This is a genomic window from Bacillus sp. CZDM1 (genome assembly GCF_055502545.1).
On sequence record NZ_JBUESO010000018.1, the window covers coordinates 53,756 to 75,543 of the forward strand.

Below are 21,788 nucleotides of genomic sequence, written 5' to 3' on the forward strand. Positions count from 1 at the left end.
ACGAAAAACCATAACGGATATTATTTCGTTTTTTGGGTAAATATTGATAAAATATTTGCATGGATATAAATAACAAATGCAGGTATGAAGGGGACAACATAATTGACGAAGCTTAATTGGATGGATGAGGTAGAAAAAAGAAAAGATGACTTGTTAAGAGACACCCAGAATTTATTACATATAAAGAGTCTATTAGATGAAGAAAATACTTTTCCAGAGGCTCCTCTTGGAAAAGGTGTAAAAGAAGCATTAGATTTTATGCTCTCTCTTGGTGAGAAGGATGGGTTTATACCAAAGAATGTGGGGAATTTAGCAGGACATCTAGAATTTGGAGAAGGAGAGGAGCTCCTCGCTATCCTCTGCCACGTTGATGTAGTTCCAGAAGGTGATGGCTGGACGAGTGACCCGTTTGCTGCTGAAATTCGCGATGGGAAAATCTTTGCTCGTGGTGCTGTTGATGATAAGGGACCAACAATGGCTGCTTACTATGCAATGAAAATAGTCAAGGAACTCGGACTGCCTATAAATAAGCGTATTAGAATGATTATCGGAACCGATGAAGAAAGCGACTGGAGATGTGTAGATCACTATTTTGAGAATGAAGAAATGCCTGCTCTAGGTTTTGCACCTGATGCTGACTTTCCAATCATAAATGCTGAAAAAGGGATTGCTGATATTGATATCATTCAGAATCTTCCTGTTGAAGAAGTTGGAATAGGTAATATTGAAGTTCTAAGCTTTACCTCCGGAAAACGGTACAACATGGTTCCTGACCATGCAACGGTGACACTAAACATCATTGGAAATCAAATGGATGTTGTACAGAGATTTACAGATTTCATGAAGCTGCACCAATTAGAATACCAGTCACATGTTGAAAACGGGGAGTTAATTCTTGAGGTTAAGGGAGTATCAGCACATGGAATGGAGCCTAAGAAGGGAATTAATGCAGGTTTATTTTTAGGGGAATTTCTTTCAAAACTAGATCTAAATCCTTCAGCTTCTGATTATTTCAAATTCGTTTCCCGCTATTTCTTTAATGATTCCAGAGGCGTGAGCCTAGGCGTAGCATACTCTGATGAAGTTTCAGGTGAATTAACACTCAATCCTGGGAAACTTTCATACTCTCGGCAATTAGGTGGCAGCGTAGGGTTGACTTGTAGATATCCAGTTACAAATAAAATGGATGAAACCAAGAAAAAGCTGGATGAACTTTTAGAGGTAGAAAGCTTTGCGATAAAAAAATTCAAAGATACAAAGCCGCATTATGTGGATGAAAATGAATTCTTAATCCAAACCTTGAAAAAGGTTTATGAAGAACAAACGGGAGAAAAGTCATATTTAATAGCGATTGGCGGCGGAACGTACGCACGTTCATTAAAATCAGGAGTGGCATTCGGCCCCTTATTTCCAGGAAGACCGGACATTGCCCACCAAAAAGATGAATATATTGAAATCGATGACCTATTAAAAGCCACCGCTATTTACGCTCAGGCAATCTATGAATTGGCTAAGTAGCAGAAAATAAAAAGGGGAATGAACACATGGAATTTGCATTATTAAATGGGGAAATTATTGAGCGTTCGGAAGCCAAGGTTGATGTAGAAGACCGTGGTTATCAGTTTGGTGATGGGGTGTACGAAGTAATTCGTATCTACAATGGAAAAATGTTTACAATTAATGAACATTTAAAAAGATTTGTGAAAAGTGCTGAGAGCATAGGGATTTCTATCCCATGTACGAGTCTGCAATTATCAGAAATGTTAGAGGAACTTCTTATTAAAAATAATCTTGTAACAGGCAATATCTATATGCAGGTTACTAGAGGGACTGCACCAAGAAATCATGTATTTCCAACTGGAAATGTAGTGCCAACACTTGTCGCTTATACGATTAAGGGAGTTAGACCACTGGATAGTCTAAAATCAGGAGTAAAAGCAATCTTGACCGAGGATATTCGCTGGCTTCGCTGTGATATAAAAAGCCTAAATTTGCTTGGAAATCTATTAGCAAAACAAAAAGCCAGTGAGCAGGGCTGTTTCGAAGCGATTCAGCACCGCGGTCAGGATGTCACCGAAGGCAGTTCTTCTAATATTTTTATCGTTAAAAATGGAAGTGTCATAACCCATGAATCAAACAACTTAATATTAAAAGGAATAACAAAAGATGTGATTTTGGATATTTGTTTAAAAAATAATATCAAGGTGCAGGAACGGACATTCTCTTTGGCTGAACTGGAAGATGCTGAGGAAGTATTCTTGTCTAGTACAACATCTGAAGTTATGCCCATAATAGAAATTAACGGAAAGAAAATTCGAACAGGTGTCCCTGGACCAATCACTAAAAGATTACAAGGATTATTTGAAAAAGAAATTGAAAAGCAATGTGGTCTACTTGTGGATAAAGTAATTTAGAATGAGAGCGTGCACTGTCTGGTGCACGTTTTCTTTTGTATTAAGCTATAAAATACATACATGATGTAAAAATTAGTCTAAAATAAGAAAAGGAATGATAAGTATAATGCAGCAAACACATTTTTTCTTTGCCGTTAAAATTCCAGATGAAATAAAATTACTCATAAAAGAAAAATGCGATAAATTAAAAGAAATCTTCCCATTTAGCACCTGGGTTCATCATGAAGATTTGCATATTACATTAGCTTTTCTAGGCAATGCACCTTCTGAAAAACTGTCCAATGCAGTCGGTAATGTTAATGCAGCCTTAAGCGGGAGAAACGGATTTCATTTAGAAATGAACAAGCTGGGAACCTTCGGAAAAGAAGAATCACCCCGTATTTTTTGGCTTGACACAAAGGAAAGTAATGAGCTTGAGGCCGTGAGGAAGAAAGTGTTTACAGCTTGCACAGAGGCGGGTTTTCAACTCGAAACTAGACACTTTAAACCTCACATTACCCTTGCCCGAAAGTGGAAGGGAGAGCAGCACTTTCATAAAAAACTCTTGGATGTGTGGATGGAGTTTCAGCCAGAACCACTCCTATTTAACATAAGCGAGGTAGTTTTATACCAAACTCATCTTGATAAGACACCGAAATACGAGCCGAAAAAAATATACCTATTAGAATAAGAGATAAATTAACGTGGTAAAGGTTGGTTGTATGAAACAAATCTATTTTATTATCAATCCAAAGGCTAGGAATGGCTACAGTTTAAAGGTCTGGGAAAAAGTTGAAACAAAACTAATGGATGATAAGATTCCTTACTTGGCTTTCTTTACAGAATACCATGGTCATGCAATCAAGCTAGCTGCACAAATTGCTGAGAAGAATAATGAGCAAATAGTCATTATTGCAGTCGGCGGTGACGGAACAATAAGCGAAGTCATGAATGGGATTGCAAAATATAACAATATCACTCTGGGATTTGTGCCTGGAGGGTCCGGAAATGATTTCTCGAGAGGGTTTCAAATTCCGGCAAATCCCGAAGAGGCATTAAAAGTGATTCTTAGATTAATGAATGAGGAAGTACCTTCCATAGATATTGGAAAGATTACCAGGGAAGATCATTCTGAGCATTATTTTATAAATAATATGGGGGCAGGATTTGACGCTTTAGTTTCTTATGAAGTAAACCACTCTAAAGTAAAAGCATGGCTAAATAAATTATCTTTAGGACGCTTGGTTTATGTGTATTTTTTACTTAAAATACTCTTTTCTTATAAATGCTCCACAATTGATTTATCAATTGACGGTAAAAGGCATATACTTGAACAAACATGGTTTGTAACTGTTTCCAATCAACCCTATTATGGGGGCGGAATGATGATCGCACCTGATGCAGTCCCAGGTGATGGTCTCTTAGATATTACAGTAGTTCATAGATTATCAAGGTTTAAGTTATTATTGGTTTTTATTAGCGTATTTTGGGGCAAACATGTCCATTTTAAAGAAGTAAAAACATTCAAAGGACAAATGGTTACCATTCAATCCTCATCCTTATTATTTGTCCACGCTGACGGTGAAGATATTGGATTTACTCCTCTAAATATTCATATTCAAGCAAAAACACTTAAAGTATTAACGAGGGTGTGAAGTATACGAGAAACTGTTCTGAAAGAGGGGACTCGCATGAACTCCAATGACCGTAATTTCCAAGCCTATTTAGATGAGATGAATATCATTACGATCCTTCTCCCACTTAGCTATCATCATGGATCGTCTTCCACTTTCTCAATTTCAGATGAATCACAAAAAGTTACAACCTTGCAAATTATTAAAAAACAACAAATCGAAAATAATAATAAATATATTTGTCGGCTTGGAGAGGAAATTTCATTTGGTCATCCTTATTGGATTATCGATGAGCATGGCGGAAAAACCGATTTGCAAATAGGTGCTGTCATTCGAACAGAGTCATTTGATGAACGATTTTTCTATGATGGGAATGATCTAGGTGTAAGTTTTGTGGAAAATCAAACACAATTTAAATTATGGTCACCCACAGCTGCTCAGGTAAAATTAAAATTAAGAAAGCCTAACAGCACTTTCTCCGAAATTATTAAGATGAGACGCGAAGAAAAAGGGGTATGGTCAGTACTTGTTCATTCAGATTTAGAACTTTTTCAATATACTTTCTTAGTCCAAGTAAATCAGGAATGGCGTGAATCTGTTGATCCATACGCTGTTGCTGTCACAGCAAATGGTGAGCTTGGGGTAGTTGTGAAATTAGAGAAGACCCGCAGACAGAAACCTTGCTTACCTCCTTTTGAAAATCCAGTAGATGCAATTATCTATGAAACACACATCAGGGATTTCACCATCCACCCTGACAGTGGTGTCAAACATAAAGGACTCTATTTAGGTGCTGGTGAGTTAAATACAAAAGGGAAAGATGGTGAACCTACGGGACTGTCTTATGTAAAGGATTTAGGAATCACTCATATTGAATTCCTGCCTTTCAATGATTTTGCAGGAGTAGATGAAACTGAGCCTAATAAAGATTATAACTGGGGGTATAACCCTCTTCACTTTAATGTCCCAGAGGGCTCCTATTCGTCCAATCCTTCGGACCCTTATGCACGAATCATTGAACTTAAACAATTAATTGATAACATCCATAGTCAAGGAATAAGAGTCATTATGGATGTGGTTTACAACCATGTATATATTCGGGAAACCTCTTCCTTTGAAAAAATAGTGCCAGGTTATTACTTTAGACATAATGAACTTGGTTTTCCATCGAATGGAACAGGAGTTGGAAATGATATTGCCTCAGAGCGGAAAATGGTGAGAAAGTTCATACTGGACTCCATCCGCTTTTGGATGGAAGAATATCATATTGATGGGTTTCGCTTTGACTTAATGGGGATTTTGGATATTGATACAATGAAGGAAGTTAGAAAGAACTGTGACAGCATTCAAGAGAAAACCCTCATTATTGGAGAAGGGTGGAACCTGAATACGCCGCTTGCAATGGACAAAAAGGCAATCATTCGGAATCAATCGAAGCTTCCTGACATAGCCCAATTCAATGATAAGTTTCGCGATACGATAAAAGGGAATACTTTTTACTTGTATGATAAAGGGTATGTTCTTGGAAACGAGCATTACTATGTGGAGGCAAAAGAGGTCATTACTGGGAGCGTAGGAATAGATAAAGAAGGAAGCGGGCTTTTATCAAATCCTTCACAATCTGTGAACTATGTTGAATGTCATGATAATCATACTTTGTGGGATAAACTACTTTCCTGTCTACCCGATATGGATGAATTACTCCATATAAAATATCATAGGCTTGCAACAGGACTTATCATACTATCTCAGGGCATTCCTTTTCTTCACAGTGGTCAGGAGTTCTTTCGTACCAAGCGAGGAGATGGGAACAGTTACAAATCTCCGGATCATATCAACCGGCTTGATTGGAATCGAAAGCAGCTTTACTCAGACAATGTAAACTATATTAAAGGTTTAATTCAAATAAGAAAACAGTTTCCATGCTTCCGGCTAAAAACGGGGGATGCGATACGGAATCATATTCAGAATTTACCGCTGCCAATTCCACTCATCGGATATAGCATTCAAAATGAAAATCATGATATCCGCGAAGTACTTTTACTGATTAATCCTACAAGGAGTAAACAATCTATCCAGATTCCTGATGGCAAATGGAGTGTTCTCGTCGATGATAAAAAAGTGGAAATTTCCTCCAAACAACTTGTTTCAGGAAAAGAAATGGTGCTGGAACCGGTTTGTTTAACCATTTTAGCAAAAAAATAGTTTATTCAGTTGTACTTGACGACCTAAGCTAATTGGAGATAAAATTTATAAGATGGCTATTGTGTGTAATTGTCCAATAGCTTTTTTTATTTTTCTAAAATAGATTTTAGAATTTTTCTTATATAACGACTAAATGGGAGTTACTATACCCATTTGAGAACGGCATACATTGAAGGTGAACAATTTTGGAACATATATTAGGACAAGAATGGGAGATTGTCCCTGCGGGGGGCGCAACGGGAGAGGCCTTTTATGCTAGCTATAAAGACCAAAGGCTTTTTCTAAAACGCAATTCCTCTCCATTTCTAGCAGTACTATCTGCAGAAGGAATCGTCCCAAAGCTTGTTTGGACAAAACGATTGGAAAACGGAGATGTGATTACAGCACAGCAATGGCTTCCTGGGCGTGAATTAAAGCCTCATGACATGAATCATGAAAATGTTGCGAGGATGCTTAGGAAGATTCACCGCTCTGAACCGATGGTAGGGATGCTAAGCAGGCTTGAAAAGCAGCCACTAAAGCCAGAAGCGATATTTCAATCAGTTGTCGTGGATTTGGACGAAGAAGTGCTATCGTTACCTGTTGTAATAGAAACACTGAGTTTTCTCTTACAACAGGTAGAAAATGTCTTCTGTGACGAAAAAGTAGTTTGTCATGGAGATGTCAACCACAACAACTGGCTTCTAACAGAAGACAACCAGTTGTATTTAATTGACTGGGATGGTGCAATGATCGCAGACCCTGCGATTGACCTCGGTATGCTGCTTTATTGTTATATACCTGTAGATAATTGGACTAGCTGGTTAGCCATGTACGGTAAACCGTTAACAGAAAACCTGAAACTCAGAATGAAATGGTATGTGGCACTTCAAACTCTCTATTCCATTCAATTTTACAAAAACAAAGGGCGGCTAGAGGAAATGGATAAATGGATCAATTTTTTAAATGATCTTTTGTAATTAGGAGTAGGTATCAATATTTGAGACCCATTGCGATAAGTTATCCTGATTAGAAAGAATATGATCGTCTAGGTCTGCACTCTCGGCACCATGCTGACTGTAATTATATACCTCCTGTAAGATGCTTTTTACATTTTGATCAATGTGTGTGTTAACCATCAGAGATTTTACTAATCGTTCCAATTGTTCACATTCAGAAACAGACCCACAGCAATCGGTTTGATGATTATTTAATATATCTTTTAGTAATGAAACTTGGTCCTGATGACTTAATGGCATGTTTGGTACACCCTTTCAAGTGAAAATAAAAAAGAATTCACAGTTAGGTTGTGAATTCTTTTTTTGTTTATACATTAATGAGAAACCCCATTATTACCAATAATAAAAACAATATAAGATTTAGGAGTGGCAAAATGAGACTTAGAAATAAACCTTGGGCAAGAGAATATATAGAGGCACATCCTCAATATATTGTCGCTAACCCAGAGGATTTTAAGGGAAAGTGGAACAAAGTATTTAATAATGAACAACCTCTTCATATCGAAGTAGGAACTGGGAAAGGCCGGTTTATTACTGAAATGGCTAAGGCCCATCCTGATATCAACTATATTGGAATAGAAATTTATGATTCCGTTATCGTTGCAGCTTTAGATCGATTAATCGAAGCGGATTTACCAAATCTAAGGCTTCTGAATGTTAACGCCAGTGATTTAAATAAATACTTTGAAAAAAATGATGTTGACAGAGTCTATTTGAATTTTTCAGACCCATGGCCCAAAACCCGTCATGATAAAAGAAGGTTAACCTATAAGGATTTCTTGAAGCTTTACGAAAACATTTTAGTTGATAAAGGGGAAATCCATTTTAAAACTGATAATCAAGGCTTGTTTGAATACTCTTTAAAGAGTTTTTCTGAATATGGTTTATTATTAACCTTCCTCAGCCTTGACCTTCATAAGAGTGGATTTGAAGGAAATATCATGACTGAATATGAAGAAAAATTCTCTGAAATGGGAAACCGTATCTACCGTTGCGAAGTAAAGTATCAGAAATAATCTTAGGACAGTCTAATTAAAGACTGTCCTTTTTGTATATGGTAAAATATATATATTAGGTCAAAGGGGGAAAGAAATGGAGACTTTAAAAATTGGCAGAGTTGTGCTTACTTGGTTAGCCGGTGGTGTGACAAACTTAGATGGCGGTGCAATGTTTGGTGTCGTTCCCAAAGCATTATGGTCAAAAAGGTATAACCCTAATGAAAATAACTTAATTGAACTTCCTACAGACCCAATGTTAATCCAAATGGATGGAAAAAACATCTTACTGGAAGCAGGACTTGGAAAGGGAAAACTATCGGAAAAACAGCTTAGAAATTTTGGAGTTACAGCAGAATCAGATGTGGAAGGCTCTTTAAAAAAGTTAGGGTTAGACCCAAAGGATATTGATTTTGTTTTAATGACTCATATGCATAATGATCATGTTGGCGGGCTAACGAAGCTGGAAGATGGACTTTATAAATCGACATTCCCGAATGCCAAGATTATCACTTCAAGCATTGAATGGGATGAAATGAGAAATCCGAATATCCGCTCAAAAAGTACATATTGGAAGGAAAATTGGGAGGCAATTCAATCACAGGTTATTACCTTTGATGAAAAGTGGAGTTTAGGAGCCATTAGTATGTATCATACTGGAGGTCACAGTAATGGACATTCTATCCTGCTTATCGAGGATGAGGGTGAAATGGCTATCCATATGGCAGACATAATGCCTACACATGCTCATAAGAATCCACTATGGGTCATGGCCTACGACGATTATCCAATGGATTCAATTGCCGCCAAAGAGAAATGGGGCGCATATGCGATGGATAAAGACGTATGGTTTACTTTTTACCATGATGCATATTATCGTGCAGTCAAATGGGGACCAGATGGGCAAATTCAAGACAGTATAAAGAGGGTAAAATAAGGTCACGATATAAAAAATAGCCGTACCTTTATGGATACGGCTTCTGTCATTATAGGGCTAAGTCTGTCGATGCTTTTACGTCTAGGAGGGTACCGGTCGATGCGTCCGCAATAAATTCGAATTGTTCATTTACCCCATTCCGAGTTTTTGAGATTCCGCCCTTATAAACCTGATACTTGATTTGATGCTTCTCAAAAGGCTCGGTTACCATATGTATCCAAGAGCCGCTAATCGGTCCATTTTGGTTAAATTGCTTTTTCACATTCTCCAAAACCTTTTCAGGTGAAACATATGTTTTTTGTGAAATGATTTCCTTAACTGCATAGCCGCTGATTACTCCAACAGCAGCGCCGAGGATAAATGATTTCCAGTTCATAAGGCACCTCCAAAATTTTCAATATTGCTCTTGTTTCCAGTATATCTCATTTAATATGCAGAACATAATAAATCCTTCTGACAAATTAATTGTGGGTAAGAGAAGAATTTTAGTAAGATAAAAACATACATATAGATTTTTAACACATTTAAGGGGGAATTTTACTTTGAACGAACAAACATTAAATCTGTTCAGAACCTTAACAGAACTTCCAGGAGCACCTGGAAATGAACATTTAGTTAGAAATTTTATGAGAGAGCAGCTAACTCAATATGCAGATGAAATTGTCCAGGATAAATTAGGCAGTATTTTTGGAGTTAAAAAAGGGAATCCAAATGGTCCAACAATCATGGTAGCAGGGCACATGGATGAAGTTGGTTTTATGGTAACGGCCATTACCGATAATGGGATGCTAAGGTTCCAACCGCTTGGCGGCTGGTGGAGTCAGGTTTTATTAGCTCAGCGTGTTCAGGTGATGACGAATAATGGACCTGTTATTGGTGTCGTTGGCTCCATTCCTCCGCACTTATTAGCTGAAGCACAGCGTAATAAACCAATGGAAATGAAAAATATGTTAATTGATATTGGCGCTGACGATCGAGAGGATGCAGAAAGAATTGGAATTAGGCCAGGTCAGGCAATTCTGCCTATTTGTCCATTTACCCCTATGGCTAACGAAAAGAAAATACTTGCTAAAGCTTGGGATAATCGTTATGGCTGTGGACTCGCAATAGAATTGCTTCAAGAAGTAAAAAATGAAACCTTACCGAACATTCTTTATTCTGGAGCAACTGTTCAAGAGGAAGTAGGTCTTCGCGGCGCACAAACAGCTGCCAATATGATTAATCCAGATATCTTCTTTGCATTAGATGCGAGTCCAGCAAACGATATGTCAGGAAGTAAATCAGAATTTGGTCAATTAGGCAAGGGAGCGCTGCTTCGTATTCTTGACAGATCCATGGTGACGCATCGAGGAATGAGAGAGTTCATTCTAGATACAGCAGAGACAAACAAAATCCCTTATCAATACTTTGTTTCACAGGGTGGCACCGACGCTGGGCGTGTGCATCAATCCAACGAAGGAGTTCCAAGCGGTGTAATTGGTATTTGTTCACGTTACATTCATACACATGCCTCCATGATCCATATCGATGACTATGCTGCAGCAAAAGAACTAATCGTAAAACTTGTAAAGGCTTGTGACCAAACAACTGTAGATACCATTAAGGCGAACAGTTAAATGAACAAATGAGGAGGCACATTCAGATGCCTTCTTTTTATATGGTAAAGGAGAGGGAGTTAATGAAAATAATTATTGGTTCCAATAACCCAGCTAAGGTGGCAGCAGTTAAAAATGCTTTTCACTATCAACAAACGGAGTTTCTTTCGTTAGACATTCCTTCTGGTGTAAGAGAACAGCCATTTTCCGATGATGAGACAATTAAAGGGGCCATCAACCGTGCTGTTGGCGCGTTAGAAAAGGGAAATGGTGATATTGGGATTGGGCTTGAGGGAGGTGTTCAAGAGTCTGCTCATGGTTTATTACTTTGTAATTGGGGGGCACTAGCCTCAAAAGATAAGCTGCCGATTATTGCAGGGGGGGCGAGATTTCTCCTGCCTGAAGAGATTGCAGAGAGATTAAGAGCAGGAGCAGAACTTGGACCAGTAATGGATGACTATGCGAAGAAAGAAAATGTCCGCAAGAACGAAGGAGCTGTTGGAATCTTTACGAATGGATTAATTAATCGTTCAGAAATGTTTTCGCATATCATAAATCTCTTGGTTGGACAATTTCACTATCAAAAAGCCTCTAAGAATTAACATTTGCGCGAAATACAGAAAATACCTCCTATTTCGACAACAATAATCGACAAAAGACTTGTCTTTTGAATATTATGGAAGGTATGATAGAGATAGGACAATTGTCGTATAGGAGGCGAAGAAAACTGAAATTCTTTAATGCCATATTGATTATAATCTTATCTGTTATCTTACTGGGTGCATGTGGAAAATCAAATTTCAAATCAGAAAGTAAAGAAAGTATTGAAGTAGTAAAAGAAGCACTAAATGAAAAGGCAAAAGAAACAAATAAAAAAAGTGGAGATATTAACTTTTATTTGCCCTTTGGTTATGAAATTGAAGATGAATCTCCAAATAATATTCTTTTGAAAAATGGATCAAAACAATATATTCTTTTTATTAATCCTCAAGAAAATAAAGTAAGTGATGTTGTATATAAATCAACAGTAGCACAAAATAAAGACATAGAGATAAATGAACAATTCAAGAAAAGTAACCAATTTGGATATTTAATCATAAAGAAACTTGAAGAAGATATGAATGAAATGACGATTGGTATTGGCGGAACAAAGATTACTACTTTGATTAAAACGAGCAGCTTAAAAAATGAAGCGGCAGTAATGACGCAAATTGTTAAATCGGTAGTAAGTGAAAATTAATTGGAGGCGATGACGGTGAAAAATTTAGAATCGATGGAGCAGTTTGAACAACTCCGTGATGGAGGGAAAACAATTTTAATGTTCTCTGCTAACTGGTGTCCTGATTGTCGAATTATTGAACCAATTCTACCAGAAATAGAGACGAAGTATAGTGAATTTACTTTTATCCATGTTGATCGAGATCAGTTTATTGAGTTATGCCAACAATTAGATGTTTACGGAATTCCAAGTTTTATCGCATTTGAAAAGGGTAAAGAGCTTGGCCGTTTTGTAAGCAAAGATAGGAAAACCCAAGAGGAAATAGAAGGATTTATTAACGGACTAAAATAATTCACTTAAAATCCTCCATCTTTTGAGATGGGGGATTTTTAATGTACAATGGGTGGGTAGGCTGGAGGGATTAAAATGAAAATGGATAGTATAAAAATGAAAAAAGAATTAGAATCACGCTTAAGCGCGGAAGGTCGGCTAATCACATATGATCGAGAAAAGGATCAGCTGCGAATCGAAAATAAAGCCCTTGGAAAAGGAATAACCATCTCGCTGGGTGGTATTGTTGCTAAGTGGCATTCAGAGAAAGATAAGGCAATTGATGAAGTGGTTTATTATGTGGATGAGGGACTAAGGGCCATGACAGACACAGTCCAGTTAACAGACCATGAGAAAAAGATTTTTCCAGTTATACGCTCAACGTCTTTCCCTATTGAAGCGGAGGAAGGGGTTCCATTCTTAACAGAGGAGCACACAGCTGAAACAAAAATATATTATGCTTATGATATGGGGACAACTTACCGATTAATTGATTCACGAATCATGGAAAAAGAGGGATGGCAGGCAAGCCGGATTAAAGAAATCGCCTTATTTAATGTCAGGTCTTTAAAGACATCATTGAAAGAGGATCAAGTGGCAGGGAATACTTTTTATTTTCTTAATTCAAACGATGGATATGACGCAAGCAGGATATTAAATAAAGGCTTTTTAAATGATATGAAGAGAAAAATAACAGGGACAATGGTCCTTGCTGTTCCGCATCAGGATGTCTTAATTATCGCTGATATTCAAAACAATACAGGGTATGATGTTTTAGCACAAATGGCAATGAGTTTCTTTGCAAGTGGACGTGTACCTATAACGGCGTTGTCCTTTTTGTATGAGGATGGAGAACTAGAACCAATATTTATCTTAGGAAAGACAGGCAATAAAGACGAAAAAGGATCACGGTAAGTGGTCTTTTTTGCTTATTCTAAGATTTTATGTCGAAAATAAAATAATACCTGTTAAAATAGAGTGATAGAAAAGTAGAAAGAGTGATAGTTTTGAGCTGGATCCAAAACTTTTTTCAAAGGTTTATAAAGGACAATCAAGATGAATATGCTGAATATGACATACATAACAAGCAGCCGGTGCGGTCATTGCCTCATAGGATAGTAGAAGGGGGGAACCATTTAGATACAAAAATTTCTTATCAGTACCCTAAAGGGCAGCTTCACTTTAAATTGAAGTCAGAAGTTCCAATGGTTAGATCTGATCATGCAACCCGACAAAAGAGGGTAGAACCAAGTACAGTAAAAAGAAGTACTGAAAACAGAAATACTGAAAGAAGTAGTTCAGAATCAAAGAAGATGGCTGATACGAAGAAGCCGCCTGAAGCTAAGACTAGTACACCCCCAATTAAGAAAAAACCGTTTCAGTTAACAGAAATTCCATCACCGATTTTTGGGTTTACTAGACCGAATGCAGTCTCTGATAAAGTGGTGGAACATGAGTTAAGTCATTTTTTTGCAGTTGAATTCGATGAACAGCTTGATTCTAGTATACCTGTAATGGAGAATGAGTCACTTCCTGAGATTGAAATGGCTGCAGCTGAAACAGCTGTTGCGATATCTGAGGCAGCAGAGATAATTGAAATAGTTGAGACAATCGAAGAAGTTCCGGTTATTGAAACGAAGTTGGAGGAAAAGACCCCAGAAGCTGCTGAGGCGCACACTCCAAAACGATCCCCGCTTCCTTTCAATGTCATGATGCTGAAACAGGATAAGATAAAATGGGAAGAAAGCAAGAGGAGAAAAACATTACCTGCTGAGAAATTACAGCCGGAAAAGGTAATGGAAGAAACTCCTGAAGCAGAGGAACACTCCAATGATGTGGAAGCTGTTAAAGTGGAACCGTCAAATGTTGTAGAAATCTTATCAGTGGAACCGTCAAATGATATAGAAACCGTCAAAGTGGAACCTAATAATGAGAGGCTGATAGAGGACCCGCCAATACATTCTGATTCGAATATTTATGAGTTTCCTAAAATGAACTTGTTAAAACCGCCTGTGATCGTAAAAGATGATACAGAATGGTTATTATACCAAGAAGAACTTTTAAACCAAACGCTGCAAAATTTTAATGTCGGTGCAAGTGTTGTGAATGTAACGCAAGGACCAGCGGTTACACGTTTTGAAGTTCAACCGGAGCCCGGGGTAAAAGTAAACAAGATTACAAATCTGAGTGATGATATAAAGTTAAGTCTTGCCGCCAGGGATATTCGGATTGAAGCACCGATTCCAGGTAAACATACCATAGGTATTGAGGTGCCAAACCAAAAATCACGACCTGTGTTTATAAATGAAATCATTCAAAGTCCAGTCTTTCGAGAGTCTGAATCCCCATTGACAGCTATACTAGGACTAGATATTTCCGGCAAGCCGATTGTTACCGATCTAAAGAAAATGCCCCATGGGTTAATTGCTGGAGCAACTGGTTCTGGAAAGAGTGTTTGTATTAATACCATCCTAGTAAGCTTATTGTTTAAAGCTAGTCCCGAAGATTTAAAGCTATTACTGATTGATCCTAAAATGGTAGAGCTTGCTCCATATAACCGAATTCCGCATTTAGTCAGTCCCGTCATAACGGATGTAAAGGCAGCAACCGCATCCTTGAAATGGGCAGTCGATGAAATGGAAAGACGTTATGAGCTATTTGCCCATACTGGAGTTCGCGATATCAATCGATTTAATGAGCTTGCCATAAAGCATAAACAATATAGTGATAAACTTCCGTTTATTGTGATTATCATTGATGAATTAGCAGATTTAATGATGATGTCACCCGCGGATGTGGAAGAAGCGATTTGCAGGATTGCTCAAAAAGCACGAGCTTGTGGAATTCATTTAATTGTTGCGACGCAAAGACCATCAGTGGATGTTATTACTGGATTAATTAAAGCCAACATCCCAACGCGGATTGCCTTTTCTGTTTCTTCACAAGTGGATTCGCGAACGATTATTGATATTAGCGGGGCTGAGAAATTACTTGGCAGGGGCGATATGCTCTTTTTAGAAAATGGCTCATCAAAGCCTGTTCGTCTGCAAGGAACCTTTGTATCTGATGAAGAAATTGACCTTGTGGTCGGGCACGTGAGAGAGCAGCGTGAACCTGAATACTTGTTTGTACAAGATGAACTGTTAAAAAAGGCACAGATTACCGAAGAAGAAGATGAGCTTTTTTATGAAGCCTGTGAATTTATTATTGAACAGGGGCTTGCTTCAACCTCTAGCTTACAAAGAAGATTTAAAATCGGTTATAACCGTGCAGCAAGACTAATGGATATGCTTGAATCAAACGGTTTTATCACAAGCGCTAATGGCAGCAAGCCCCGAGAAGTATTAATAACAGAATCTGACTTGGAGTCCTTGCAGGATACTGGTACAATAAATTAATCTTTAAAAAAAATAATCTGTGACTTCGGTATCAAATAGTTTTTATTGATGAACAATGTTATAATACTTAAATGTGATTACATGGATTCAATTTTGTTCAATAAACAATTCAAGATAGATGTCATATACTGTTTTACAGATAGACGTTGGTTGGAGGTTCTTTATATGACTATTTACCATTTTGTAGGTATAAAGGGGTCAGGAATGAGTGCATTAGCACAAGTTCTCCATGATATGAATTTCGATGTACAAGGCTCCGATGTCGAAAAGCGCTTTTTTACTCAACTGGCCCTTGAAGAATCAGGAATAAAGATTCTCCCCTTTCAAAAGGAAAACATTAAACCGGGGATGACTATTATTGCTGGTAATGCATTTCCTGATACACATGAGGAAATTCAAGAGGCCATGAAGCTCGGACTGCCAATTGTTCGTTACCACCGATTTTTAGGCGATTTTATGGAAAATTTTATTAGTGTGGCTGTTACGGGAGCACACGGTAAAACGTCTACCACTGGATTGCTTGCCCATGTCATTAAGGGTGCAAAGCCGACTTCGTTTTTAATTGGTGACGGTACAGGTAAGGGCGAAGAAGGATCTAAATATTTTGTTTTCGAAGCATGTGAATACAGAAGACACTTTTTGTCCTATTTTCCAGATTATGCAATTATGACAAATATTGATTTCGATCACCCTGATTATTTTGCGAATATTGATGATGTTTTTTCAGCATTCCAGGAAATGGCCGTTCAAGTTAAGAAGGGGATATTTGCTTACGGGGATGATGAACAGCTTCAAAAAATTCAGGCAAAGGTGCCAGTCTTGTTCTATGGCTTTGACGAGGAAAATGACTACCAAGCCAAAAATCTTGTGAAAAGCACAAGTGGAACTACCTTTGATGTATTTATTCGTAATAACTTCTATGATACATTTTCCATCCCTACATTCGGTGAGCACAGCGTATTAAATGCACTTTCTGTCATTGGGGTGTGCCACTATGAAGAAATTGATGTTGCAATTGTGAAGGAACAACTGAACAGCTTCCAGGGTGTTAAAAGAAGATTTACAGAAAAGCGAATTGGCTCACAAATTTTGATTGACGATTATGCCCATCACCCAACAGAAATTAAAGCTACAATTGATGCGGCCAATCAAAAATATCCAGACAGGGAAATTGTAGCCGTATTTCAGCCGCATACCTTTTCAAGAACTCAAGCTTTTCTTGAGGATTTTGCAAAAAGCCTGAGACTTGCAGATAAGACGTATTTATGTGAAATTTTTGGTTCTGCAAGAGAAAACCATGGAAAACTGACGATTAATGACCTGCAAATGAAAATTGAAGGAGCAGAAATATTGTCAGAAGAAAATACTTCTCTGCTTTCGAAACATCAAAATAGTGTAATTATTTTTATGGGTGCAGGAGATATTCAAAAATTCCAGGAATCCTATGAAAACCAGCTCACCTTATAATAAAAAAGGATGCCCGTAAACATACGGACATCCTTTTTTGAATTTATTTGAGGTTTTCAGGATTTAATCCTTCAAGTTCAGGGATAACGAAAAGACCGTCTTTTCGGATTAAGACATCATCGAAATAGATTTCTCCACCGCCGTATTCCCGACGCTGAATGTTAACCATATCCCAATGAATATTAGAATGATTACCGTTAAAGGCTTCATCATAGCATTGACCCGGAGTAAAGTGGAAGCTTCCGGCGATTTTTTCATCAAATAAAATATCCTGCATTGGATTTAAGATATATGGATTTACACCGATGGCAAACTCTCCAACATAACGTGCTCCTTCATCTGTATCAAATATTTTATTGATACGCTCTGTATCATTTGCCACGGCTTCAACTATTTTTCCATCCTTAAAGGTAAGTTTTACATTTTCAAAAGTAAATCCTTGGTAAGGGGATGGTGTATTATAAGTAATAACACCATTTACCGAATTACGAACTGGCGCGGTATATACCTCACCATCAGGAATATTTGCATGGCCGGCACACTTAATAGCTGGAATATCCTTAATGGAGAAGCTAAGGTCTGTTCCAGGACCTGTGAGACGAACTTTATCTGTACGGTTCATCAATTGTGCAAGGCTGTCCATCGCTGTATCCATCTTTCCATAATCCAAATTACAAACATCAAAATAGAAGTCCTCAAATGCCTCCGTACTCATTTTTGCTAACTGAGCCATGTTTGCTGTTGGGTAGCGGAGGACAACCCATTTTGTTTTCGGTACACGGATGTCACGATGAACCTTTTTACCAATCGTATTTCCATGAATCTTAACTTTATCGTCCGGCACATCCGCTTGCTCGTTAATGTTATCACCAGAACGAAGACCTATGTATGCATCCATTTTCCCCATTACATTTGCTTCAAAATCAGCAATCATGTTAAATTGCTCTTCCTGTGCACCAAGAAGTAAGGCACGATCTACTTGCTGATCCTTAAGAAGTACAAATGGGTATCCCCCTGCAAGATAGGCTTCCTTAACAAGTGCTGTAACAAGCTCTCGCTGCAGGCCGAAGTTTTCAATTAAAACCTTTTCACCCTTTTGCAGATCTACCGAGTAGTTAATTAAATTTTTTGCTAATTTTTCAATACGTGGATCTTTCATGTACTAGATTCCTCCAATGAAAAAAGTAATAATACAATATTTATTGTAACCGAATTCATACAGAAAGTGATAAAAATTCAACTTAAGAGTAAAACGTATTGTAATCTCTTGCAGGAAAATGAGACAATTATCTTGAAGTAATATAGGATACCTATCTACGTTTAATACCGCGATAGATAGGTAATACATAATGGTATATATGCGGAGGTAAAGACGAATGGAGATTATATTATATTTAAGTGTCGCTTTGATAGCGGTTGCCTTTTTAGTGCTTGTGATTTACGTAGCAAAAACCCTGAAATCTCTCCAAGAAACCCTATCAAGCGTTTCAAAAACGTTAATGGGGGTAGAAAAACAGTTGGAGGGTGTCACGCAGGAAACAACAGAACTCCTGCATAAAACAAATGCTCTTGCTGATGATATTCAGGAAAAGTCAAAGAGTTTAAATAGTGTTGTTACAGCAGTAAAAGATGTTGGGACAACAGTAAACAAATTCAATGGTACTTTAAAAGATTTAACAAATTCATTTGAAATACAAGTAGAAGAAAACAAAGAAAAAGTCTCACAAATTGTCCAATGGACTAACGTCTTCCTTGAACTAAAAGATAAATGGAATGCTAAAAAGAAAGAAAAAGAAGAAAGCAGTGCCGAGGAAATTAAAAGAGTTAGATCTAGATAGTTATTTTTAAGGCTGTGTTTAAGGTGAATAAATGGTTTTAGAACTCTGTTGATTTATGCGGAAGGCGCGAGACTCCTGCAGGAGGACGGGACAGGGGAGACCCCGCAGGCGCTTTAGCGCCGAGGAGGCTTCCCGAACCGCCTGCGGAAAGCGAAGCGCCTGGAGCATAAATCAACAGCCCAGTTTAACACAGCCATTTATAAAAGGGAGGAATCCATTATGGGTAAAGATTACGAAAGCCGAGAACTAAACCAAAACAAAAGTGAAGATTCATCAAGCAGTTTTTTTCTAGGAGCACTAATTGGCGGATTAGTAGGTGCAGCAGCTGCCATCTTCTTAGCACCCAAATCCGGCAAGGACCTTCGAAGCACGATTAACAATCAAGCAGAGACACTAAAAGAAAAAACGGTTCAACTCGTCAAAAAAACAAAGCCATCAGTAGACACTGAAGAAGAACACTACATTTCAATTGGCGGGATACAAAAAACAAATCCAGAAGCTAACGTGGATGAACTGGCAATCAGAAAAAAATTAGAAGAAGCAAAAAAAGCGTTTGAAGAGGAAGAATATAAAGTAACACATTAAGAATCTTCGGATAACTAATCGAATTATTTGTATCAAAAACGGTGAAGTGATAGAATGACTTCACCGTTTATATTTTGGAGGATTGAATATGCTTAAAAAAATCGATACATTAGAACAATTTGAGGATTTATTGAAGCAAGAAGACAAATTTTTATTCTTAAAACATAGTTTAACCTGTCCAATAAGTCATGCGGCTTATCAGGAATATGAAAAATACTCAGCGTCAAATCAAAGCGTACCAGCCTATTATTTAGCCGTACAAGACTCACGCCCTTTATCTAATGAGATTGCCGAAAAATTCGAAATTAAACATGAATCTCCACAAGCTCTGCTAATTAAGAATGGTTCTGCGGTATGGAATGCCTCTCACTGGAAAATCACAAATCGTTCTTTAACCAGTGCAATTAGTGAAAACTTATAGGCAACAAATAAAAATCTCAGCATAGAATGACTTATTATATAACCTTTTACTTTAGTGCTTAAAAGCGTTTAATCATTAAAGAAAAAGGCGTGACAAAGGAATCCTTTTCAGCTATAATAAAGCCTAATTATTGAATTATTAAAAAACTTTATTAATAAGGGAGCTAGCTGACAGTTTTCAGATCTGATCTATGTGTTTGATCTGTCATGCTATGAAAGGACGGGGACAAATCATGGGCAAAAGTAATTTGGAACTATTAAGGACACGTGTTGATGATCTTAACTTAGAATTATTGAAACTAATCAATGAAAGAGCTCAACTCGTCCAAGAAATTGGAAAAGCAAAAGAAACTCAAGGGGTTTACAAATACGACCCAGTTCGAGAAAGAAAAATGCTTGATGTTATTAAAGAAAATAATGATGGTCCGTTTGATAATGCAACGATTGACCACTTGTTTAAGGAAATCTTTAAGGCAGGCTTAGATTTGCAAAAAGATGACCATCAAAAAGCTCTTCTTGTTTCTAGGAAAAAGAAGCCTGAAAATACAATTGTAAATATAAAAGGTGAAACAATCGGTGATGGAAAGCAGCATTTTGTTTTTGGTCCATGTGCAGTTGAGTCTTATGAACAAGTTGCAACTGTGGCAAAAGCAATGAAAGAAAAAGGTTTAAAGCTGCTGCGTGGAGGAGCTTATAAGCCAAGAACCTCTCCTTATGACTTCCAAGGTCTAGGAGTGGAAGGATTAAAAATCTTAAAACGTGTGGCTGATGAGTATGATATGGCTGTCATTAGTGAGATTGTAAACCCAGCTGATATTGAGATGGCTATCGATTATATTGATGTTATTCAAATTGGTGCACGTAACATGCAAAACTTTGAATTATTAAAAGCTGCAGGTGCTGTAAATAAGCCTGTTCTTTTAAAACGTGGAATTGCTGCTACGATAGAAGAATTTATTAATGCTGCCGAATATATTATGGCCCAAGGAAATGGTCAAATCATCCTTTGTGAACGTGGAATTAGAACGTACGAACGAGCAACAAGAAATACCCTTGATATTTCTGCCGTACCGATTCTAAAGCAAGAAACACACTTACCAGTAATGGTGGATGTAACCCACTCAACTGGACGAAGAGATTTACTTCTTCCATGTGCAAAAGCAGCAATTGCGATTGGCGCAGATGGCGTTATGGCTGAAGTTCATCCAGATCCAGCAGTGGCACTTTCTGATGCACAACAACAAATGAACCTTGATCAGTTTAATACTTTCTATAGTGAACTGCTTGCATCCAACTTCGTTAGAGTATAAATAATATATAGAAAAGAAACCTTCTGTATGTTTACAGAAGGTTTCTTTTATAGGAATACAAAAACCTTATTAATATATAAAACCACACCGTAATAATCAAATGAGGTTTTCTTGGATTTTTGAGATAAAACTCACTCCTTTTTAAAGAAGATGTCTTGTCCTTAATCGAGTACCAAGCAAACGTAAAATAAGCGGAGAATTTCCGGTTAGGTGCAGAATGAAGCCGGTTTTAGGGTTAATAAGCGGAGATTTTCCGCCTATGCAAAGAAAAATCTCCCATTTTTGATTTTTTCGAGTGACTAAGCGGAATCTCTCCGTCTATTTAAGCATTTTTTAATAATAATTACGAATTAAGCGGAATTTTTCCGCTTATTTATTAGCTCGGGTAGTCAAGCCCTTGATTTTGTGTAAATTCGCTAAACAATGTTTTCAACCGAATTTTGTTATGTCAAATATATATGATC

21 protein-coding genes and 1 pseudogene are annotated in these 21,788 nt (G+C 37.5%); 19 read left to right on the forward strand and 3 right to left on the reverse strand.

Annotation, left to right across the window (positions count from 1 at the left end):
* The first annotated feature begins 102 nt into the window (after positions 1-102).
* The 6 genes from pepV (at position 103) to ACY3XC_RS25790 (ending at position 7,191) form a co-directional block, all read left to right on the forward strand.
* Complete coding sequence (pepV, locus tag ACY3XC_RS25765) at positions 103-1,518, forward strand: dipeptidase PepV (protein WP_464871132.1); 1,416 nt, start codon at positions 103-105, stop codon at positions 1,516-1,518.
* A 26-nt stretch (positions 1,519-1,544) separates the two neighbouring features.
* Positions 1,545-2,414: a D-amino-acid transaminase gene (dat, locus tag ACY3XC_RS25770; protein ID WP_179160096.1), complete on the forward strand. Its 870-nt coding sequence runs from the start codon at positions 1,545-1,547 to the stop codon at positions 2,412-2,414.
* A 106-nt stretch (positions 2,415-2,520) separates the two neighbouring features.
* Positions 2,521-3,084 (forward strand): RNA 2',3'-cyclic phosphodiesterase, encoded by a 564-nt coding sequence (thpR, locus tag ACY3XC_RS25775; protein ID WP_464871133.1) that lies wholly within the window; start codon positions 2,521-2,523, stop codon positions 3,082-3,084.
* 31 nt (positions 3,085-3,115) lie between these two features.
* Positions 3,116-4,048 carry a diacylglycerol/lipid kinase family protein gene (locus ACY3XC_RS25780; RefSeq protein WP_464871134.1) on the forward strand — a complete coding sequence of 311 codons (933 nt, stop codon included), beginning with the start codon at positions 3,116-3,118 and terminating at the stop codon, positions 4,046-4,048.
* A 36-nt stretch (positions 4,049-4,084) separates the two neighbouring features.
* Positions 4,085-6,232, forward strand: coding sequence for a type I pullulanase (gene pulA / locus ACY3XC_RS25785; protein WP_464871135.1), 2,148 nt, complete (start codon positions 4,085-4,087; stop codon positions 6,230-6,232).
* A 185-nt stretch (positions 6,233-6,417) separates the two neighbouring features.
* A complete protein-coding gene (locus ACY3XC_RS25790) occupies positions 6,418-7,191 on the forward strand; it encodes a phosphotransferase family protein (RefSeq protein ID WP_179160092.1) in 774 nt (257 codons plus the stop codon).
* On the opposite strand, the gene ACY3XC_RS25795 is transcribed toward ACY3XC_RS25790, so the two are convergent.
* The gene (locus tag ACY3XC_RS25795) at positions 7,192-7,470 is read right to left on the reverse strand and encodes a YtzH-like family protein (RefSeq protein ID WP_179160091.1); all 279 of its coding nucleotides are present in this window, start codon (positions 7,468-7,470) and stop codon (positions 7,192-7,194) included.
* 134 nt (positions 7,471-7,604) lie between these two features.
* Between ACY3XC_RS25795 and trmB the strand changes: the two genes are divergently transcribed.
* Entirely contained in the window at positions 7,605-8,246 is a 642-nt protein-coding gene (gene trmB, locus ACY3XC_RS25800) for a tRNA (guanosine(46)-N7)-methyltransferase TrmB (protein WP_464871136.1), read from the forward strand.
* Between the two features lie 76 nt (positions 8,247-8,322).
* Complete coding sequence (locus tag ACY3XC_RS25805; protein WP_464871137.1) at positions 8,323-9,162, forward strand: YtnP family quorum-quenching lactonase; 840 nt, start codon at positions 8,323-8,325, stop codon at positions 9,160-9,162.
* 49 nt (positions 9,163-9,211) lie between these two features.
* Here the strand turns inward: ACY3XC_RS25805 and ACY3XC_RS25810 are convergent, their stop codons facing one another.
* Positions 9,212-9,538, reverse strand: a complete 327-nt coding sequence (locus ACY3XC_RS25810; RefSeq protein ID WP_464871138.1) for a PepSY domain-containing protein — start codon at positions 9,536-9,538, stop codon at positions 9,212-9,214.
* A gap of 166 nt (positions 9,539-9,704) precedes the next feature.
* On the opposite strand from ACY3XC_RS25810, the gene ACY3XC_RS25815 reads away from it, so the two are divergent.
* The 7 genes and pseudogenes from ACY3XC_RS25815 to murC all read left to right on the forward strand — a co-directional run bounded on the left by ACY3XC_RS25815 (position 9,705) and on the right by murC (position 17,171).
* Positions 9,705-10,778 carry a M42 family metallopeptidase gene (locus ACY3XC_RS25815; protein WP_464871139.1) on the forward strand — a complete coding sequence of 358 codons (1,074 nt, stop codon included), beginning with the start codon at positions 9,705-9,707 and terminating at the stop codon, positions 10,776-10,778.
* Between the two features lie 62 nt (positions 10,779-10,840).
* The gene (locus tag ACY3XC_RS25820; protein ID WP_464871140.1) at positions 10,841-11,359 is read left to right on the forward strand and encodes a DUF84 family protein; all 519 of its coding nucleotides are present in this window, start codon (positions 10,841-10,843) and stop codon (positions 11,357-11,359) included.
* 74 nt (positions 11,360-11,433) lie between these two features.
* Complete coding sequence (locus tag ACY3XC_RS25825) at positions 11,434-11,997, forward strand: hypothetical protein (RefSeq protein ID WP_464871148.1); 564 nt, start codon at positions 11,434-11,436, stop codon at positions 11,995-11,997.
* 15 nt (positions 11,998-12,012) lie between these two features.
* Positions 12,013-12,327 carry a thioredoxin family protein gene (locus ACY3XC_RS25830; protein ID WP_464871141.1) on the forward strand — a complete coding sequence of 105 codons (315 nt, stop codon included), beginning with the start codon at positions 12,013-12,015 and terminating at the stop codon, positions 12,325-12,327.
* A gap of 75 nt (positions 12,328-12,402) precedes the next feature.
* Entirely contained in the window at positions 12,403-13,221 is an 819-nt protein-coding gene (locus ACY3XC_RS25835; RefSeq protein ID WP_464871142.1) for a DUF1444 domain-containing protein, read from the forward strand.
* A 761-nt stretch (positions 13,222-13,982) separates the two neighbouring features.
* Positions 13,983-15,704, forward strand: a pseudogene (locus ACY3XC_RS25840) (DNA translocase FtsK); the annotation flags it as partial.
* 165 nt (positions 15,705-15,869) lie between these two features.
* On the forward strand, positions 15,870-17,171 hold the full coding sequence (gene murC / locus ACY3XC_RS25845) for a UDP-N-acetylmuramate--L-alanine ligase (protein WP_464871143.1): 1,302 nt from the start codon (positions 15,870-15,872) through the stop codon (positions 17,169-17,171).
* Between the two features lie 43 nt (positions 17,172-17,214).
* Here the strand turns inward: murC and ACY3XC_RS25850 are convergent, their stop codons facing one another.
* Positions 17,215-18,330 (reverse strand): aminopeptidase, encoded by a 1,116-nt coding sequence (locus ACY3XC_RS25850; RefSeq protein WP_464871144.1) that lies wholly within the window; start codon positions 18,328-18,330, stop codon positions 17,215-17,217.
* A gap of 217 nt (positions 18,331-18,547) precedes the next feature.
* Here ACY3XC_RS25850 and ACY3XC_RS25855 point away from each other — a divergent pair, with 217 nt between their 5' ends.
* The 4 genes from ACY3XC_RS25855 to ACY3XC_RS25870 all read left to right on the forward strand — a co-directional run bounded on the left by ACY3XC_RS25855 (position 18,548) and on the right by ACY3XC_RS25870 (position 21,324).
* Positions 18,548-19,009, forward strand: a complete 462-nt coding sequence (locus tag ACY3XC_RS25855; protein ID WP_464871145.1) for a DUF948 domain-containing protein — start codon at positions 18,548-18,550, stop codon at positions 19,007-19,009.
* Between the two features lie 219 nt (positions 19,010-19,228).
* Entirely contained in the window at positions 19,229-19,594 is a 366-nt protein-coding gene (locus ACY3XC_RS25860) for a YtxH domain-containing protein (RefSeq protein WP_464871146.1), read from the forward strand.
* Between the two features lie 88 nt (positions 19,595-19,682).
* The gene (gene ytxJ, locus ACY3XC_RS25865; protein WP_179160078.1) at positions 19,683-20,015 is read left to right on the forward strand and encodes a bacillithiol system redox-active protein YtxJ; all 333 of its coding nucleotides are present in this window, start codon (positions 19,683-19,685) and stop codon (positions 20,013-20,015) included.
* A gap of 232 nt (positions 20,016-20,247) precedes the next feature.
* Positions 20,248-21,324 (forward strand): bifunctional 3-deoxy-7-phosphoheptulonate synthase/chorismate mutase, encoded by a 1,077-nt coding sequence (locus tag ACY3XC_RS25870; RefSeq protein ID WP_464871147.1) that lies wholly within the window; start codon positions 20,248-20,250, stop codon positions 21,322-21,324.
* The last annotated feature ends 464 nt before the right edge of the window (positions 21,325-21,788 follow it).

Coding starts and splice junctions, on each gene's coding strand:
- dat (WP_179160096.1), top strand. CDS start 1,545: ATGGAATTTGCATTATTAAATGGGGAAATTATTGAGCGTTCGGAAGCC.
- thpR (WP_464871133.1), top strand. CDS start 2,521: ATGCAGCAAACACATTTTTTCTTTGCCGTTAAAATTCCAGATGAAATA.
- ACY3XC_RS25780 (WP_464871134.1), top strand. CDS start 3,116: ATGAAACAAATCTATTTTATTATCAATCCAAAGGCTAGGAATGGCTAC.
- pulA (WP_464871135.1), top strand. CDS start 4,085: ATGAACTCCAATGACCGTAATTTCCAAGCCTATTTAGATGAGATGAAT.
- ACY3XC_RS25795 (WP_179160091.1), bottom strand. CDS start 7,470: ATGCCATTAAGTCATCAGGACCAAGTTTCATTACTAAAAGATATATTA.
- trmB (WP_464871136.1), top strand. CDS start 7,605: ATGAGACTTAGAAATAAACCTTGGGCAAGAGAATATATAGAGGCACAT.
- ACY3XC_RS25805 (WP_464871137.1), top strand. CDS start 8,323: ATGGAGACTTTAAAAATTGGCAGAGTTGTGCTTACTTGGTTAGCCGGT.
- ACY3XC_RS25810 (WP_464871138.1), bottom strand. CDS start 9,538: ATGAACTGGAAATCATTTATCCTCGGCGCTGCTGTTGGAGTAATCAGC.
- ACY3XC_RS25820 (WP_464871140.1), top strand. CDS start 10,841: ATGAAAATAATTATTGGTTCCAATAACCCAGCTAAGGTGGCAGCAGTT.
- ACY3XC_RS25825 (WP_464871148.1), top strand. CDS start 11,434: ATGGAAGGTATGATAGAGATAGGACAATTGTCGTATAGGAGGCGAAGA.
- ACY3XC_RS25835 (WP_464871142.1), top strand. CDS start 12,403: ATGAAAATGGATAGTATAAAAATGAAAAAAGAATTAGAATCACGCTTA.
- murC (WP_464871143.1), top strand. CDS start 15,870: ATGACTATTTACCATTTTGTAGGTATAAAGGGGTCAGGAATGAGTGCA.
- ACY3XC_RS25850 (WP_464871144.1), bottom strand. CDS start 18,330: ATGAAAGATCCACGTATTGAAAAATTAGCAAAAAATTTAATTAACTAC.
- ACY3XC_RS25855 (WP_464871145.1), top strand. CDS start 18,548: ATGGAGATTATATTATATTTAAGTGTCGCTTTGATAGCGGTTGCCTTT.
- ACY3XC_RS25860 (WP_464871146.1), top strand. CDS start 19,229: ATGGGTAAAGATTACGAAAGCCGAGAACTAAACCAAAACAAAAGTGAA.
- ytxJ (WP_179160078.1), top strand. CDS start 19,683: ATGCTTAAAAAAATCGATACATTAGAACAATTTGAGGATTTATTGAAG.
- ACY3XC_RS25870 (WP_464871147.1), top strand. CDS start 20,248: ATGGGCAAAAGTAATTTGGAACTATTAAGGACACGTGTTGATGATCTT.